This window comes from Exiguobacterium sp. s57, from assembly GCF_018617685.1.
GTDB classification, from domain to species: domain Bacteria; phylum Bacillota; class Bacilli; order Exiguobacteriales; family Exiguobacteriaceae; genus Exiguobacterium; species Exiguobacterium marinum.
On the sequence record NZ_JACSKR010000001.1, the window covers coordinates 1,114,336 to 1,129,451 of the forward strand.

The window sequence follows — 15,116 nt, forward strand, 5'->3', positions numbered from 1 at the left end:
TCATCCTCCAATATGATTCATTTTGAGTTGTTTCGTCATTCGATACGATTCGTTCGCCTCGTGCGCTCCGACATGAATCGGAACGCGTTCGACGACCATGATGCCACACGATTCCAAGGCATCGACTTTCTCAGGGTTGTTTGTCATGAGCCGGACACGCTTCACTCCGAGGTCACGGAGCATCGCCGCGCTCACCCGGTAGTCCCGAATGTCCGGATGAAACCCGAGTACCACGTTCGCCTCGACCGTATCCAATCCTTTCTCTTGAAGTGCATACGCCTTCAGTTTGTTCAACAGCCCGATGCCCCGCCCTTCCTGACGCATATAAAGCACGATGCCTGACTCCTGCTCGATTCGTGCCATCGCGGCATCGAGTTGCGGACCACAATCACACCGGAACGACCCGAATACGTCACCCGTCAAACATTCCGAATGAATGCGTACGAGCGGGATGTCCGTGAGCGTCTCGGTGACGAGGGCTACGTGCTCCTGCCCGTCAAACCGATTCTCGTAGCCAATCACTCGAAACGTCCCTTTCGATGAGGGTAGCGCTACGTCTGCTTCGCGCGTGACGAGGTTTGTCTCCATATACCGGACTAGCGCTTCGATTGTGATGAACGCCAACCCATGACGTTCAGCGACTTGGACCAAATCGGGTACGCGCGCCATCTCCCCGTCCTCTCGAATGATTTCACAAATGACTGCTACCGGCTCACTTCCCGCGAGACGCGCCAAATCAACTGAAGCTTCGGTATGACCTCGGCGAACCGAGACGCCGCCTTTTTTCGCAATTAGCGGGAATAGATGCCCCGGTCGCTGGAAGTCGGAAGGACGGGAAGACGGGTTCGCCAGTTCACGAACAGTGTGAGCCCGTTCCCTCGCCGAGATCCCGGTCGTCGAATCGATATGGTCGACACTGACCGTAAACGCTGTACCATGCGGGTCCGTACTGTTCGTCACCATCGGCGAAAGGTCAAGACGTGCCGCCACTTCTTCCGCGACAGCGCTACAAACGAGCCCTTTCCCTTCCGTAATCAAAAAGTTCATCGTCTCAGGTGTCATCTTGTCTCCTAGTACGACAAAATCTCCTTCATTCTCGCGGTCCTCGTCATCTACGACGATGATGGGACGTCCTCGTCTCAATTCCTCCAGCGCCCGTTCAATCGAATCAAACATTACCATCCCGCCTTTCCATATCCTTGTTCCGCCAACGACTCGAGTGTCATCTTCGACTGCCCGATTACTTTTTCCATATATTTTGCTAACAGATCACATTCTAAATTGACCAAATCACCCGTCTGTTTCGTTCCTAGGACGGTCTCGCTATACGTATGTGGGATTAACGATAGTGTGAATCCTCGCTCCGACACGTCAAACACGGTCAAGCTCGTTCCGTCTACGGAAATCGATCCTTTCGGTACGATGTAGGAGAGAAGCGCACGTTCACATCGGATATCGACATACACCGCATTCGCGAGCTGTCGTTTCTTCGTGATTCGTCCGACCCCGTCGACATGGCCGGATACGAAATGTCCGCCGAATCGTCCGTTCGCCGGCATTGCCCGCTCGAGATTGACACGTGTTCCCGGTTTGACCCCTTCTAAACTCGACGCCTTCAACGTTTCCGGCATGACATCGACAGAGAACGTCGCGTCATCGAACGTCGTCACCGTGAGACAGATCCCATTCACGGCAATACTGTCCCCGAGCTTCACATCATCGAGCACCTTCTCAGCTGACAAGACGAGTCGTAAAGATGGCCCGTTGCGCTTGACCGCTTTGATCGACCCGATTTCTTCGACGATTCCCGTGAACATCAGAACGCCCCCTTTCGAAGGACGACTTTCAAGTCGGGTCCGACCGTTTCGACCTGATGAATCATAAAACGGGAGATGTCCTCAATCGAACCAACCTGTTGTGAGCGATAGACGCCATGTTTCCCGCCAAACACCCGTGGTGATTGATAGGCGACCCATTCATCCACGTAGCCTCCGTCAAGAAGTGATGTGACGAGCGTCGGACCGGCCTCGATCAATACACGCCCGATTCCATTCGCGTATAGTGTCTCGAGGACCATACCGAGCGACGTATAATCGAATAATTCGACGCCGACAGCTTGAGCGCGTTCACGTCGCTCTGCTTCATCTGACGAAGTGAAGAGGAGCACCGGGACGTCTTCTGCGGTCCGGGCCAGCGTACTGGCGAACGGTAATCGTAGGTCTCGGTCGAGCACGACCCGTTTCGGTTGACGCGTCTCATGATTCAATCGAACCGTGAGCGACGGATCATCCGCAAGCACCGTGCCAATCCCAGTCAAAATCGCATCGACCGTGGCACGTAGTTCATGCACATCACGACGGGCTTCCGGGCTTGTCACCCATTGACTCTCTCCAGTCTCCAAGGCGACTTTCCCATCGAAGCTCGTCGCCGTCTTCAAGATGACATACGGTCGTTTCGTCTCAAGCGACCGCAAGAACGCGGGATTCAATGCCCGCGCCTCCTCCTCAAGCAGACCGACTTCGATCTCGATACCGGCCGTTTGAAGACGAATAATCCCATTGCCCGCAACGAGCGGGTTCGGATCCTTCATGGCGACGATGACACGTTTGATGCCCGATTCCACGATCAGATCTGCGCACGGTGGCGTCTTGCCTTGATGCGAGCACGGTTCGAGCGTGACATATAATGTCGCCCCGTATGCAGCGGGACCAGCCATTCGGATGGCATGGACCTCTGCATGTGGTTCGCCCGCCTTGAGATGGGCACCCATTCCGACGATGCGTCCGTCTTTGACGAGCACGGCGCCGACGAGCGGATTGACACCGGTTTGACCATCGGCTGATTTGGCCAATTGAATGGCCTGTTCCATGTACTGTTTCATCTTTCTCCCTCCTTTTTCCGTACAAACAAAAGACCCTAAGGAAAGGTCCTTAGGGTCTTGGTGGGAGGGTTCCGTCGCTTTTGGGAAAGCCAAATAAACGTTTTCTATACAGAAAAGCGTACGACGAAGCACAGGTCACGCGGACCTGTTTTTTGTTCCTTCTCCCATCCAGACTATACTGTCGGCTCTAGAGTCTCACTAGATCCACCGTTCGCACACGTGCGCCCGGGTCACGGACTTAGGGCATGGGCCCATCACCGCCGGTTGGGAATTTCACCCGACCCCGAAGGAATATTTGTTTGTACAGATTTACTGTATCGCAATTATTTTTATTACGCAAAACAAAAAACGCCACTCGTGAGAGTAGCGTCCCGATTATGCGAGAAAGAGGACGACGAGAAGTCCAACAATCCAGCAATAATATGAGAAATATTTCAATTCGCCTTTCGCCATGATGTGTTGGAACCACTTCAACGAAATGGCCGTCAACACGTAAGATGCGATGAATGCGAGGATGAGCGGACCGAACAAGTCACGCGTCTCCGGATTCGTAAAGAGCGTCGGACCATCCAAAATCATCGTCCCAAGACTGATTGGGATGAACAGGAAGAACGAGAAACGAAGTGCCGATTCTTGCTTGATGCCGAGTAACATAGCCATGACAATCGTCGCCCCGGACCGACTGATTCCCGGAATGAGTGCCACGGCTTGCGCGAGCCCGATCAATACGGCGTCACGAAGCGTGATGCCACCGTCTCCTTTGTTCCCTCGCATGTTTCGGATGAACCAAAGGGCGAGTCCCGTGATGATGAGCGTATACCCGACTGTCGCCACACCACCGAGCACTTCTCCGATCCAGTCCCCGAAAAGGACACCAAGGACACCGGCTGGCACCGTTGCAACGAGTAGTAATCCGATGAACTTCACATCGACCATCGTCTCGTCCGTTCGATCTTTTTTGAATAAGAAGGTCCACAAACTCACGATGAGGCGAACAACATCCTTTCGATAAATCGTTAAGACAGCGAGAAGCGAAGCGAAGTTTACGAAAACTTCAAATGACAATCCCGGCAAGTCGATGTTAAATAGTTCTTGAAAGATAACGAGATGTCCACTCGATGAAATCGGAATCGGCTCAGTGAAACCTTGAATCAATCCAAGCAACGTATAAAATAACCAAACTGTCATAGTGATGATCCTCTTTTCTGTTTTTCACTCAATGCGGCTATTTTAGCAGAATCGGACTTTCATTGACCAGTCGTTTAATTTTTTTTGAACTAATTTCATTATTCGATTGATTAGTCTGAAAATTAAATTTATTATAGAAGGGTACTCATCTGGAGTGAAGGCGATGACCCCATTTCTCCAGATGGGTACTTTTTTATAAAATATGACAATTTTGGATGATTAAAACTTTATGTTTACATTTCTCACGATATTCGATTTAATTTGTAATAGAGCTGTTACCATTTTTTGAAATTATCAACTGAGTCTTTAGTCCTACCTAATTCTTAGGAATTGTTTAAAAAATTTCAAATTCACGTTAATAAATCCGAAAAACAATCCGATAGTATGATTGTAGAAGCATTTTTTTCATCTTTGTCGGTTCAGATTTGAGTCCACGGAAGGAGGAACCATCATTGAGTCAAACGCTATCCACTAAATCCCATCACTTGTCCACCGAACAGCAAAGGATGATCCATTGCATCCGCCTTCTCGGGGACTTGCTGAAGGAACGTCCACGCCGGTCTGTCTACCGTCGCTTCGCGATGGAACAGAAATGGCCATCCCCTGAATCCATCATTCGTCAGTTCGGGTCATGGGCTGAGGCACTTGCCATCGCAGGCTATGAATGGCACGGAGAATCTACTGTCGAATTGCCAGACAAAATGCCGAAGTATACACGTGAGGACATCGTCGAGACGCTCGCACTTTATTCGCGAGACATGGGCTCGATTATCACCTTGAAGAAGTATCAGCAATGGCGAAAGCTCCATCCGAAGGCACCGAGCCATTATCATATCGTCAAAACGTTCGGTTCGTGGCATGATGCCTGTGCCGAAGCGGGCCTTGAGGCGAGTGTGACCTATTCGAAAACAGAACTATCCGATGCTCTTCGTGAAGCCATTCAAGAAATGGGTTTTTCGCTTTCATTCGAAGCGTATCGTGAATGGGCGAAGCGGAATAACAAACCTTCAACAAAAGCCATTTTACATCGCTACGGCTCCTGGTCAGCCGCTGTTCATGCAGTTGAATCTGAACTTTATAATACGAACTCATAATTATTTCATACAAAAGGAGGATCCCCGTGCGGTGGTCCTCCTTTTATCTGACTTCTGTCGATAGGTCGTGATAGTGGGCGACCCGGTCACGTCCATTGAATTTTGCCCCGACATACATAGCCCTGTCCGCATGCCGCAATACCGTATCGAGGTCTTCATACTCATGAATCGTTTCGATCCCAATACTCGCCGTCACGGTGATTCGCATTCCTTCTGTCCCAAAATCATGCTGTTTCAAGGTTTCCCGTATCTTCTCACCGACTAGATGGGCTGCCGCCTCATCCATTCTCGGGAAGACGAACACGAATTCTTCTCCTCCGTATCGTGTCACCAAATCCGTCGCCCGGACATTTCGTGTGAAGAGTTGACTTGCTTCAATCAACACCTCATCTCCGAACGCATGTCCATACGTATCGTTGATTGACTTGAAGTGATCTAAATCGATGAGGAAGAGCGAGAGTGGATAAGAGGCGACATCGTTTAATCGTTCTTTTGTCCAACTCCGTAATGCCCGCTGATTATGTAATCCAGTCAGTGGGTCCGTCAAACTCTCCTGTTGCAAACGATTGCGTTCGTCGATTCGCTCGATTGACCACGATAACGTTTTAAGGAGCCTGTTCACTTCGACGGCAATCGGTGTCTCGTATGCCCCGTTGGCTGTCGTCGATACCATGCAGTTGACAGCCGTTTCTGCTCCCCAAACCGGTGGAATGACAAGCGCCGAGTGATGCAATTCCTGTTGTTGTCGTTGCAGCTCAGGATGCCATTCATGTAACGAGTCGTAGACGAAACACGACTCGTCTACATCTTGATAGCGCTCGATTATAAATGCGTCCGGCACACTTGGGATGATGCGACCCGTCATGTCATAAAACGTTCGCTCCCCTTTCCTGTTGACTTGAAGCCAACCACGCTCTACTTCAACAACGTCACGTAGTCCGTTCCAAAACTTCTCAATCAACAGCTGCTCGCTATTTACTCGGTACAATTGTTCCTTCAAGCGTTCGACCTGGTCGACTTTTGATTTCGTCTCTTCCGTCTCCGTCGCTTTTGACATTGTCATTTTTAAAATGGACAAGACGAAGAACGTGACGATAAAGCCGACATAATCGAACAATAAATATGCCTCAATCGCAATCATCGTAAATAACAATTCGAGCGATACGACAAGCCAGTCAAAACGAATCAGACGGAACATGATCGGTAGCGGGATTCGTTCCCCGACCATAAAGTAAGACAGGGCAAAACTCATCGTGAGCATGAAAAAGAGCATTCCTAAAAATGCGAGCATCGCTACGCCTTGTTGAATCAAGTGAACAGATTCTCCGATTCGTCCTCCAAGTCCAATATAGGTGAGTCCCGGTAACAAGACGAGGAGACTTTCAATCACCGTGTTGAGCGGATAAAAATGCAAGAATCGTCTGCGTCCGACCTTGTGATTGAAGGCCCGTGCCTGAAATGTAAGGAGGAGTAACTGCCCCATCAGGAGAGCTGGAGCAAGTCCATACAGGAAAAAAGTGATGAAGACGAACATCTCATGAAACGTGAAATGCAAATGTCTACGTTTGAGCGGGTTCATGACAAACAACGCACCAAGCGTATAAATAAACCAAAACAACGGCCAATCGAACGAATCAAGGTGTTGGATGGTCAAATAAGTCACACCCGTGAAGACGAGCATCCACGCGAGCCAGCTCCGAACCAGATACTTCCGAAATTGCATCGTCTCCCCCCTCTCCTCGTTCATTTTTTCTAGTATGACCCGTAATGCAAAAACATTCCAGCAATTGTTTGAAAGTTGAGACAATGAAATATTGAAAAGATTCCCAATTCAATGTTTCGCTAATATTGATGTCGGCAACAGCCTTTATAAAAGGGGGCTAACCATGGACTTTTCTCTATTCCTGATTACGTTTTTGTTCATCTATTCGCTTACCATCACATTTCTCTATTTACGGAAACAGAAGAATACATAGAAAGGGCGACCCCTCACAGAAGGACCGCCCTTAACCATTACTTCGCTTTAACATAAGAAATTCCGATTGACCCGGAGCCCGTATGCGCCCCGAGAAGTGGTGCGAGCGTATCGACTCGGATCGGAATCGTGTCACCGAGTCGTTGTTTCCACTCCTCAGCAAGTTCAGGGACGTTCCCGTGGAAAATCGAAACGTCTTGACACTCGCCGGACTCGATTGCCGCACGCAACACTTCGAACAAGTGAGCCTGTGCTTTCTTGTATGTGCGGACCGTTTGATACGGGACGATCAACCCATCCTCAAATCGAAGTACCGGTTTCAATTGAAGCATGTTCCCGATGAGCGCCTTCGATTTGGAGATTCGTCCGCCTTTTTGCATTTGCGTCAAATTTTGAATCGTCAATTCGATGCGGACGTCCTCGACGCGCACCTTCATGTAGGCTTCTACGTCTTCGAGCGCATCGCCTCGTTCGACCCGTTCAATCAACTCCTCAAGCATGAGTCCCATCGTGTAGATGCCTGCCCGTGAATCGATGGCGAGTAATTTAAAGTTCGCAATCTCGGCCCCTTGTACAGATGCCGAATACGTCCCGCTCAAGTCCGATGACAAGTGAATCGCGATTCCCATGTCATACTCTTCTTTCAATTTTTCATAGAGCGTGACAAAGTCTCCGATTGCAGGCTGACTCGTCGACACGCGCTCCCCCGCATCGATCCACTCGTATACGGTTGTCGCATCGACTTCGATTCCGTCTTTATACGGTTGGTCCCCTTTGACGACGTAAAGTGGAACGATATGGATGTCAGGATGTTTCGTTAAAGCATCCGGAAGGACAATTGTGCTGTCTGTAATATAGGCAATCTTCATGAAAAGTTCTCCCTTTAAAAAGTTTATTAGTACCTGGTTATATTATTTTATCACAGGTGAAGCGGTTTCACTATTTTTTCAAAACATCCTATGTGCTTGATGACCAATCTTTTCTCGAAAAGGGTACAGTATGTATAACGAATGAAGGAGGTGTGTTTAATATGATTCAACTACAGAACGTCAATAAAATCTATAAGACAGGCGATGTGGAAACAGCCGCCTTGAAAGACATCGACCTCACCATCCGTGATGGCGCATTCGTCGTGATTCTTGGTCCGAGCGGAAGTGGGAAAAGTACACTACTCAATGTCATCAGTGGGCTCGACACCGTCACATCCGGCAAAATCACGTTCGGGGACACCACCCTGACTGATTTGTCTACTGAACAGATGACGTCATTTCGACGCGATCACCTCGGCTTTATCTTTCAACAATACAACCTCCTTCAAAACTTGACCGTCTATGAGAACGTGCAACTCGGATCCGATCTATCGAAAGACCCACTCTCGATCGATGACCTGCTCGAACAGGTCGGACTCGCGGCAGCACGTGATAAATACCCGTATCAATTGTCCGGTGGCGAACAGCAACGCGTCTCGGTCGCCCGTAGCCTTGCTAAAAATCCGGCCCTCGTCTTTTGTGACGAACCGACGGGGTCGCTCGACGAAGAAAATTCGAAAAAGGTGCTTGAGCTGTTAGAGCGTTTGAACGAGACATACAAAAAAACAATTGTCGTCATCACGCACAATAATGGCATCAGTGAGATGGCAGACGATGTCATCAAGATGAACTCCGGTCGAATCACTGAAGTGACCCACCATGACATCCGGGTCGCGGCACGGGACATCCATTGGGGATAAGGAGGTGGTGATATGCTTTATAAAAATGTGTGGAAGACATTAAGTAAAAAATGGATGCAACTCCTTGCCATTGCTATCATCATCGTCATGAGTTCGCTCACATACACGATGATGTTTTACGGCATCAGCGGAATCGAGGTCCCGACCGAAGAATATCTAGAGCAATCGAACCAAGAAGATTTCGCCATTGAAATGCTCAACCGGGTAACGGAAGAAGAGCTGCGTGACCCCGATGTCGCCGCCCTAGCAAGTACAGGTACTTTCACCTTATCCGACATCAAACGAGCCGATGAGGGCGTCTTCAACCGTCTCATCACCTCACGAATTGATGCGGTCGAAAAAGAAATGCCGGATGCGACGATTGAACTGCGCGATTTGAAAGCCATCACGTACACACTCGATGGTGCCGAACATCGCGGACTGTTAATTAAAGAATCGGACACGATCAATCGCTCCTACCTTGAAGCAGGTGACAGACCGAACACGAACGACGAGGTCGCCCTCAATAAAAAATACGCAGAAGAGAATGGGATTGAAGTCGGAGACATGATCGATCTCGGTCGACCGTTCACAGTGAGCGGATTTGTCCTCTTCCCCGACTACACACTTCCACTCTTCGATGATAATTTATTCAATCTTGACCCGGGTTCGCAAACGCTTCTTCTCATGACGGATGAATCGTTCGAGTCAATTGTCGGACAAGAGTCATTCCGATTATCAGGTGTGACCGACCAAACGGTTGAGACCGACCTCGAACTACCTTTTGTCGTCTCGGTCATGGAAACCGAGAACATCATCCGAAGCGGCGCCATCTATAGTGAAATTTCATCCGGGAAGGCGATGGCCCTCGGACTCAGTTTGTTTATCGTTTCAATCGCCGTCATCATCGTCGCCATTCTAATCTCGAATATGCTCGAGGCCGAACGTGGTCAAATTGGACTGTTAAAAGCAATCGGATATAGTCGCCGTCAAATCGCCGCGCCTTATCTAGTGCTTATCTTAATTTTCGCTTTCTTCATGCTCATCATCGGTTATTTCCTCGGACTCTATTTCGCAGATCCATTAAAAGAACTGTATCTCGACTTTTATCTCTTGCCGTCCATCACGATTGCCCAAAGTCCGCTTGTCTTTTTGACGGCTGTATTTGCCCCACTGTTCTTCTTCGCGCTTGTCGCGGGCGGGGTCATCTATAAAATCATGGGAGAGAGCGCCCTCGCCCTCCTGTCACCGCGAGACAATGTCTCGCTCAATCGACTCAGCCGTCTCGTCAGTCGACTGTTGAAACAGGCGAGCGGCAAGACGAAATTTAAATATTTGTATGCGGTTAAGAGCACGGGGAGCTTCTTGATTTTCTTCCTCGGCATCTTGTTCTCAACAATCCTCATCATCTTCGCCCTCATGATGAACGGTGCCGTCGACCGAATGACCGTGGGAGGATTGAACGATGCCGTCTATGAATATGAAGCCTATACGGATTCGACACCGACTGTAGAAGAGGGGCAAGAGCCGTTCCTCACCTACCCGTTCGCCTTTGTCGAAGACAAACTCATCACTTTGAAAGGGTTGAGTGACGACAACACATTGTTTCCGCTTCAGAATGAGGACGGGGACAAGTTGGTACCGGAATCCGGTGGGTTGATCGTCTCTTCCTCGCTTGCCCTGAAACTTGGTCTTGAGACCGGACAAGAAATTGACGTTGACCTCGACGGAGACACGCTGACGTACCCGATCATCGGCATCGCCGATGAATTTTCCGGAGACTTCGCCTACCTGCCTCGAACAGAATTGAGTGAACTGTTAAGTGACGGAGTAACAGATAGCCTGTTCAACGGGATTTATGCGACGGAGCGTCCGAATGAGTCGGATTATCCGACCATTTTGTCCCGCCAAGGATTGATTGAGCAGTCCGAGTCGATCAATCAATATATGAACTTCATGATGAACGTCTTAATCGGCGGAGCATCCCTCATCGCCTTCAGTATCCTGTTCGTTCTGACGGCGCTCACGGTCGAGAAGAACTACTACGTGATCTCGCTTTTAAAAGTGATGGGGTATCAGAAACGAGAAGTCCGCTCGATGATTTTGAACAGCTACTTCATCTACGCACTCGTCTCTGCTCTCTTGAGTATTCCGATTGCCCTGTTGACACTCCGAGTCATCATCGTCGTTTTCGCAGAAGATTACGGGCTCGTTCTTCCGCTTGAATTCGAATGGATTTATATCGTCTACACGCTTGGCGCGGTCGCTCTCCTCTTCTTCATGAGCACGTTCGTCAGTCGTCGAAAGATCGATCAAATCCCACTTCAGGAAGTATTAAAGTCATATCAAGAATAATTTATGCCAAAATAGGGCATAATAGAGGATAGACCAGACCTCTCTTGAGGAGGGGTCTGACTTTTTGCAGAAAAGGATGATTGACATGAATCGTACACAAGTTATGCTCGCCATTCCCGGAAACTGGTCTTCCGTAGAAGGCGTAAGCGAACAAATCAGTTTACATAGTGAAGGCTACACAATGGCCGGTCTGCTGTTGCTTGAAGACGAAACAGGAAAAGCGTTCACCGTAGAAGCTGTAGAACGTGACCCTGCTCTAGCCGAGGCAATGATTCACGCCAGCTCCGGCGGGTTCACACCGAAAATCGCGAAAGGACTCGCACGTCACACGCACGTCGTCTACTTGATTGTCGACGTCAACGATTTGACAGACGTCGCTGCGGCACGTCGAGCCGCGAACGCCGTGTTAAACGCAGGCGGGCTCGGTGTCATGGTCGAATCGGCCGGCGTCGCCTACTCAAAAGAAGAATGGCAGGAGTCAAAAGAAGAAGATCTCGCGCTCGACTATTCACTCCTCACCGCAATCACGGAAGAAGAGAACGCCTATATGTCATGGGGAATGAAAGCGTTCGGTCATGCAGATGTGGCCGTGCCGATGACACTCGATATTGAAGATGCCATCCACGTGATTCACTCGTTCAACTTCCATCTCATCTCAGGAGGAACGATGTTCGGTGATGGTGACCGATTCGCTTTCGAAGACGGTCGTGCCTTCACGGTCGAAATGGGCGAAGACGAGCGGACGACGATTGACAACTTGTTGCATAACCCGTTCGGCTTGATTTACCTCGTGCCGCAAGCAGCAGAATAACCTGTCGGAGTGCCGTTAACGGTGCTCCGTTTTTTATTTTCAATATTTTCACCTCACTAAAAAACCTTCATCCGATGAATGGATGAAGGTTCATGTTCATGCTTGTCTCATTTCTTGCATACGTTCGAGTTGATGCGTCAGTTCACCGATTGGGACGAATCGTGCCCGGCGCAGCATCTCTTTCCCATTGATGAAAAAGAGGACGACCGGTACGGTGAAAATGGAGAAAGTTCCTGCTATTTCAGGGACTTCGTCCGAATCCACCGCGACTGATTCGATTTCAGGGAACTGTTGGAGCATCTCTTCGATTTGAGGTTTCAGCGCATGACAGACACTGCACCCTGGATGAGAGACATAGACGAGCAGTTGTTCCACGCCCGCAATCCGTTCATTCAATCCAGTCAAGGTTGTCATTGCTTCCATCTTGCATTCCTCCTATTTGTTAAGCGTCGAGCCACAAGACACCGACAGTTTCAAAGCCGGCATGTACCGCGATGGATGGACAGAATCGTGTCCGCACCACTTCGAGACCCGGTAATTTCGACTCGATGAGCGCGACAAAGTCGTCTTGCATCTTTGGTGAGAGTGCCGTCTGGACGAATACCCGGTTATCCTTCACACCGTTCTCCGCATGACGACGTTCGAGTTCGCCGACCATCTCCGCATACGCCTTCTTCAACGAACGTGCCTTTTTAAACGGAATGACTTTTCCTGTCTCATCGAGCGTGATAATCGGTTTGATGTTCAAGATGTTCGCAAGGAACATCTCTCCGGAAGAAACTCGACCGCCCCGGCGCATCGTTTCCATGTTGCCGATAATCATGAAGAAGTTCTTCTTGTCGCGCCATGCCTCGAGCAGTGCGACAATCTCTTCGACCGACTTGCCTTCTTGTTCGGCGGTCTTACCGATTCGGACAAGTTCTTGTTGCGCTTCGAGCGCAGCATGCGAGTCGATCGTATATACTTTAAAGTCAGCCGCTTCTGCCGCTGCTTTTGAGTTTTTCGCTGTGCTGCTCAATCCGTTCGAGCAATGGACGGCGATGGCACAATCGTACCCTTCCTCTTTTAAGCGCTCATAGCGCCCGATGAAATCTCCGAAAATCGGTTGTGACGTCTTCGCTTCTTTCTTTTGGTCAATCATATACCGATGTAAGTCCTCAAGCGAGAGATTTGTTTCACTATAGCCGTTACCGTCCACAATCAACTGAATCGGAACGATATCTACACCGAGTCGTGCTGCTTCTTCTTGGGAGAAGTTGGCCATGCTGTCGGTAATCCATGCGATTTTTGTCATAACTAAAGATCCTCCAATGGTCGTTCATTTTTGTCCAATCTCATTATACCTTATTTTTTGCCCCTATTCCTAGCCGACTGCTAGCCGTCTGAATGAGACGAAAAAACAGAGCGACACGCGGTCGCCCTGCCTCTCTTCACTTCGTCGAAATCAATTTCGTATGGGCGAATTCGTCATGCGGCAACTCGAGGTCCTTGTTTGACTTCATCTGTTGGAGTGCCCGAATTAAGGGAATCCCGAGCGTCGCCGGATAGACGACATCTTTATACAGCGTCCGTTTGATGACTTGCTCAAAGGAAAGCGGACGTCCATCTGCACTCACGACCTTGATTCCAACGATACGGTCACCTAGTGTCTGACCATTTCGATACAGCATACAGTAGACTTCTCCGGCCATCGTCACAACGGTCGGGAAGTAGTACCGTTTCACTTCTTTGTCCGGCCATACTTTTTTACGGATGGCCTTTTCAATCAGCTTGGCCGGTGTCTGAAAGACGACTTGGTCGATTTGACCGGCAACGGCTCGTTTCCAAAGCGGGACTGCCACAGTAATCATCCTTTCTCTCGGTTCTAGCCTTTCAATTCCTCTTTTACCGGCTGACGAAACCCTGAGAAGGGACATCCGCTTCTCGCAAACAAGTTCGGTGTTTTGATAACGTCATCATAATGCTCGTGGAAGACGTGCGTCGTCGCTGGGGATAAAGGCGGGATGAGCCAACTCCATTGCCCGGTGACGTCACGTCCCGCTTCCCGCTCATTTTTTTCGAACCGTTTGAACTGTTTAGCGGCGGTATGATGATCGACAATCGTAACACCCACTCGTTCAAACGATTGCAGGACAGCGATATTCAATTCAACGAGAGCGCGGTCACGCCAAAGTGAGCGTTCTTTTGTCGTCTCAAGCCCGAGCGACCGTCCGACAAGTGGCAACAAGTCATAGCGGTCCGTGTCTGCTAAATTGCGCGCCCCGATTTCCGTCTCCATATACCAACCGTTGAATGGGATCGACGTAAACCGAAGCCCACCGATCTCAAGCTCCATATCGGTGATCGCCGGAAGAGCATGCCATTTGATCGCTCGCCCGTCAAACAAGTCAACGTCTTCATGTTCGATGTCCACTTCGAGCACTGCCTCACTTGGCAATTCGTAGAGACGAACATCCTGACCATCTGTGATCATGAGCGGAAGAACATCAAACGGAGTCCCGGAACCGATCCATCCAAGTTGTTCGGCCCGTTTCGTCATCGTGACAGACATCGGGTCTCCGATAATCCCGTCTGGCGTCTCATATCCTGCGTACCGAATCAGTTGTGCATTTAACAATTGGAACTCGTTCGGAAGGACCGTCATCGTCGAACGGATTTTCCCCTCGTTCGTGGCGAAATGAAGGTGATCGACCAGTCGAGCGTAGACATCGTCAAACGTATCGGCATCCCGGGCGTCAATCACATGAAGCGTCTGCCAAAACAAACGTCCGATGCAACGATTCGAGTTTCGCCACGCCATCTTGGCCCCTTCAGACAACTCTTCTGTCGTCAACGTGTAAGTACCTGTTCGCTCGATTTCATCTTTTATTTGTCTTAGGCGTTCAGAAGGGTCGTCATGCCATTGTCGCATCCAGTCGCTCGCTTGGTCGTATAGGTTCATCTCATAAGTCTCCTCACTCATTCTCTCTTTCTCCATCTTAGAGAAAAGAAGACCCTTGTTTCAACTATCTATTCTTTCGCGTGACAGTCTCGATCTGTATGACCGTCTTTTTTTGAGCGCAATGTAAAACATCCTTCATCTTGTGTCGGTCCCCTAGTGAACT

14 protein-coding genes and 1 riboswitch are annotated in these 15,116 nt (G+C 49.5%); of the genes, 4 read left to right on the forward strand and 10 right to left on the reverse strand.

What is annotated here, in order from left to right:
- From ribB to KNO98_RS05710, 4 genes are all read right to left on the reverse strand, one after another.
- Complete coding sequence (gene ribB, locus KNO98_RS05695) at positions 1 to 1,176, reverse strand: 3,4-dihydroxy-2-butanone-4-phosphate synthase (protein WP_214699692.1); 1,176 nt, start codon at positions 1,174 to 1,176, stop codon at positions 1 to 3.
- Positions 1,176 to 1,817 carry a riboflavin synthase gene (gene ribE / locus KNO98_RS05700; RefSeq protein ID WP_214699694.1) on the reverse strand — a complete coding sequence of 214 codons (642 nt, stop codon included), beginning with the start codon at positions 1,815 to 1,817 and terminating at the stop codon, positions 1,176 to 1,178. The genes ribB and ribE overlap by 1 nt, the downstream gene beginning before the upstream one ends.
- The gene (gene ribD / locus KNO98_RS05705; RefSeq protein WP_214699696.1) at positions 1,817 to 2,881 is read right to left on the reverse strand and encodes a bifunctional diaminohydroxyphosphoribosylaminopyrimidine deaminase/5-amino-6-(5-phosphoribosylamino)uracil reductase RibD; all 1,065 of its coding nucleotides are present in this window, start codon (positions 2,879 to 2,881) and stop codon (positions 1,817 to 1,819) included. The genes ribE and ribD overlap by 1 nt, the downstream gene beginning before the upstream one ends.
- Before the next feature lie 152 nt (positions 2,882 to 3,033).
- A riboswitch (FMN riboswitch) is annotated at positions 3,034 to 3,176 on the reverse strand.
- Positions 3,177 to 3,256: 80 nt separating this feature from the next.
- Positions 3,257 to 4,069 carry an undecaprenyl-diphosphate phosphatase gene (locus tag KNO98_RS05710; RefSeq protein ID WP_214699698.1) on the reverse strand — a complete coding sequence of 271 codons (813 nt, stop codon included), beginning with the start codon at positions 4,067 to 4,069 and terminating at the stop codon, positions 3,257 to 3,259.
- 452 nt (positions 4,070 to 4,521) lie between these two features.
- Between KNO98_RS05710 and KNO98_RS05715 the strand changes: the two genes are divergently transcribed.
- Positions 4,522 to 5,163: a homing endonuclease associated repeat-containing protein gene (locus KNO98_RS05715; protein ID WP_026825325.1), complete on the forward strand. Its 642-nt coding sequence runs from the start codon at positions 4,522 to 4,524 to the stop codon at positions 5,161 to 5,163.
- 43 nt (positions 5,164 to 5,206) lie between these two features.
- Here KNO98_RS05715 and KNO98_RS05720 read toward each other — a convergent pair whose 3' ends face one another.
- Both KNO98_RS05720 and KNO98_RS05725 read right to left on the reverse strand, forming a co-directional pair.
- Positions 5,207 to 6,886 (reverse strand): sensor domain-containing diguanylate cyclase, encoded by a 1,680-nt coding sequence (locus KNO98_RS05720; protein WP_214699700.1) that lies wholly within the window; start codon positions 6,884 to 6,886, stop codon positions 5,207 to 5,209.
- 290 nt (positions 6,887 to 7,176) lie between these two features.
- Positions 7,177 to 8,007, reverse strand: a complete 831-nt coding sequence (locus KNO98_RS05725) for a DegV family protein (RefSeq protein ID WP_026825323.1) — start codon at positions 8,005 to 8,007, stop codon at positions 7,177 to 7,179.
- A 161-nt stretch (positions 8,008 to 8,168) separates the two neighbouring features.
- Here KNO98_RS05725 and KNO98_RS05730 point away from each other — a divergent pair, with 161 nt between their 5' ends.
- From KNO98_RS05730 to KNO98_RS05740, 3 genes are all read left to right on the forward strand, one after another.
- Positions 8,169 to 8,867 carry an ABC transporter ATP-binding protein gene (locus tag KNO98_RS05730; protein ID WP_214699702.1) on the forward strand — a complete coding sequence of 233 codons (699 nt, stop codon included), beginning with the start codon at positions 8,169 to 8,171 and terminating at the stop codon, positions 8,865 to 8,867.
- A 12-nt stretch (positions 8,868 to 8,879) separates the two neighbouring features.
- The gene (locus tag KNO98_RS05735; protein WP_214699704.1) at positions 8,880 to 11,201 is read left to right on the forward strand and encodes an ABC transporter permease; all 2,322 of its coding nucleotides are present in this window, start codon (positions 8,880 to 8,882) and stop codon (positions 11,199 to 11,201) included.
- 85 nt (positions 11,202 to 11,286) lie between these two features.
- Positions 11,287 to 12,012, forward strand: a complete 726-nt coding sequence (locus KNO98_RS05740) for a hypothetical protein (RefSeq protein ID WP_026825320.1) — start codon at positions 11,287 to 11,289, stop codon at positions 12,010 to 12,012.
- 96 nt (positions 12,013 to 12,108) lie between these two features.
- Here KNO98_RS05740 and KNO98_RS05745 read toward each other — a convergent pair whose 3' ends face one another.
- From KNO98_RS05745 to KNO98_RS05760, 4 genes are all read right to left on the reverse strand, one after another.
- Complete coding sequence (locus KNO98_RS05745; protein WP_026825319.1) at positions 12,109 to 12,435, reverse strand: thioredoxin family protein; 327 nt, start codon at positions 12,433 to 12,435, stop codon at positions 12,109 to 12,111.
- Positions 12,436 to 12,454: 19 nt separating this feature from the next.
- Positions 12,455 to 13,306, reverse strand: a complete 852-nt coding sequence (locus KNO98_RS05750) for a DegV family protein (protein WP_214699706.1) — start codon at positions 13,304 to 13,306, stop codon at positions 12,455 to 12,457.
- A gap of 136 nt (positions 13,307 to 13,442) precedes the next feature.
- Positions 13,443 to 13,862: an RDD family protein gene (locus KNO98_RS05755; RefSeq protein WP_026825317.1), complete on the reverse strand. Its 420-nt coding sequence runs from the start codon at positions 13,860 to 13,862 to the stop codon at positions 13,443 to 13,445.
- 14 nt (positions 13,863 to 13,876) lie between these two features.
- Positions 13,877 to 14,953: a nitric oxide synthase oxygenase gene (locus KNO98_RS05760; protein WP_214699965.1), complete on the reverse strand. Its 1,077-nt coding sequence runs from the start codon at positions 14,951 to 14,953 to the stop codon at positions 13,877 to 13,879.
- Positions 14,954 to 15,116 lie beyond the last annotated feature (163 nt).

What these genes read in the sequence shown, in the direction of transcription:
- KNO98_RS05730 (WP_214699702.1), top strand. Translation starts at nt 8,169, where the DNA reads ATGATTCAACTACAGAACGTCAATAAAATCTATAAGACAGGCGATGTG.
- KNO98_RS05720 (WP_214699700.1), bottom strand. Translation starts at nt 6,886, where the DNA reads ATGCAATTTCGGAAGTATCTGGTTCGGAGCTGGCTCGCGTGGATGCTC.
- ribB (WP_214699692.1), bottom strand. Translation starts at nt 1,176, where the DNA reads ATGTTTGATTCGATTGAACGGGCGCTGGAGGAATTGAGACGAGGACGT.
- KNO98_RS05750 (WP_214699706.1), bottom strand. Translation starts at nt 13,306, where the DNA reads ATGACAAAAATCGCATGGATTACCGACAGCATGGCCAACTTCTCCCAA.
- KNO98_RS05745 (WP_026825319.1), bottom strand. Translation starts at nt 12,435, where the DNA reads ATGGAAGCAATGACAACCTTGACTGGATTGAATGAACGGATTGCGGGC.
- KNO98_RS05755 (WP_026825317.1), bottom strand. Translation starts at nt 13,862, where the DNA reads ATGATTACTGTGGCAGTCCCGCTTTGGAAACGAGCCGTTGCCGGTCAA.
- KNO98_RS05725 (WP_026825323.1), bottom strand. Translation starts at nt 8,007, where the DNA reads ATGAAGATTGCCTATATTACAGACAGCACAATTGTCCTTCCGGATGCT.
- KNO98_RS05735 (WP_214699704.1), top strand. Translation starts at nt 8,880, where the DNA reads ATGCTTTATAAAAATGTGTGGAAGACATTAAGTAAAAAATGGATGCAA.
- ribD (WP_214699696.1), bottom strand. Translation starts at nt 2,881, where the DNA reads ATGAAACAGTACATGGAACAGGCCATTCAATTGGCCAAATCAGCCGAT.
- KNO98_RS05760 (WP_214699965.1), bottom strand. Translation starts at nt 14,953, where the DNA reads ATGAACCTATACGACCAAGCGAGCGACTGGATGCGACAATGGCATGAC.
- KNO98_RS05740 (WP_026825320.1), top strand. Translation starts at nt 11,287, where the DNA reads ATGAATCGTACACAAGTTATGCTCGCCATTCCCGGAAACTGGTCTTCC.
- KNO98_RS05710 (WP_214699698.1), bottom strand. Translation starts at nt 4,069, where the DNA reads ATGACAGTTTGGTTATTTTATACGTTGCTTGGATTGATTCAAGGTTTC.
- ribE (WP_214699694.1), bottom strand. Translation starts at nt 1,817, where the DNA reads ATGTTCACGGGAATCGTCGAAGAAATCGGGTCGATCAAAGCGGTCAAG.